Below are 375 nucleotides of genomic sequence, written 5' to 3'. Positions count from 1 at the left end.
CAACAAGTGTAGATTTAACTGCCTTAGAGCCAGGAGGACAAACCGGTGGAAGTTGGACCTATGGTGGCGGTACAGCAGTATCTGATGCTACGGATGCCGACCCAGCCAACGCACCGTTCACTTATACTTATACCGATGGTAATGGTTGTGATGCTTCTGATACGGTGGGCTATAGTAATTATACAGTAACCCCAGTATCGATTGATGATCAGATGGTATGTCCAGGGACAACAAGTGTAGATTTAACCGCCTTAGAGCCAGGAGGACAAACCGGTGGAAGTTGGACCTATGGTGGCGGTACAGCAGTATCTGATGCCACGGATGCCGACCCAGCCAACGCACCGTTCACTTATACCTATACCGATGGTAACGGTT

At 49.3% G+C, this 375-nt stretch carries 1 protein-coding gene; it reads left to right on the top strand.

Annotated elements, in window-relative coordinates:
• Positions 1 to 375, top strand: a 375-nt coding sequence (locus ZA07_RS16250) for a hypothetical protein (RefSeq protein WP_197276767.1), incomplete at both ends; no start/stop codon positions are given.

Origin of the sequence: Mangrovimonas sp. ST2L15, assembly GCF_001280515.1 — a bacterium.
Taxonomy (GTDB): Bacteria; Bacteroidota; Bacteroidia; order Flavobacteriales; family Flavobacteriaceae; genus Mangrovimonas; species Mangrovimonas futianensis.
The sequence above is the reverse complement of the archived record's forward strand: the minus strand, read 5'-3'. Positions and strand labels throughout refer to the sequence as shown.